1 protein-coding gene is annotated in these 523 nt (G+C 71.7%); it reads right to left on the minus strand.

Translation table 11 applies throughout. The features are described from left to right. The coding region (locus tag I6F37_RS38625; RefSeq protein ID WP_225154161.1) for a hypothetical protein at positions 1-296 on the minus strand (296 nt) is incomplete at its 3' end. Between the last annotated feature and the right edge of the window lie 227 nt (positions 297-523).

Here is a 523-nt window from a genome sequence, read left to right on the forward strand (position 1 = left end):
GTCGTCGGGTTCACCCGCACGCGGCCGTCAGGACCGATGACGGACTCCGGATGGAACGATTCGACCGGGCTGCCACCGGCAGAGTCGGACGGCTGTGGCGCCGAGGTGGACTCGCCGGACGGCGGCCGGCTGTCGAAGCCGGCGACGGGCTCCACGGGCCCGGCGAGCTCGATGGCGGTGACGCCGCCACTCTCGCCCTGGCCTGACGCCGACGGCGCTGAGGTGGCCGCGGAGAACGCGGCCAGGAGCATCGCCAGGGCTCCGATGATCGCGACCCGCTGCTTCGACCGGTTCATGTGTCCTCCCGCTGTTGACCTGACCGACGAATCCGAGAACTTACACGGGCGGGCAACGCGCCGAGGTAGGCCTCAGCCGTTCTGACCGGCCACCGAGGCGATGAGGGCCTCCCGGGTGGTGCTGATGCGGACGCCGTGGTTGTTGACCTGGTGCGGGGTGCCGCCGTGGCCGACGCCGTAGCCGTGGATCGCCATGGCACACGGGCCCGCGCAGTACGGGCCCCACT

Source organism: Bradyrhizobium sp. NBAIM08, from assembly GCF_020193935.1.
Classification (GTDB): domain Bacteria; phylum Pseudomonadota; class Alphaproteobacteria; order Rhizobiales; family Xanthobacteraceae; genus Bradyrhizobium; species Bradyrhizobium yuanmingense.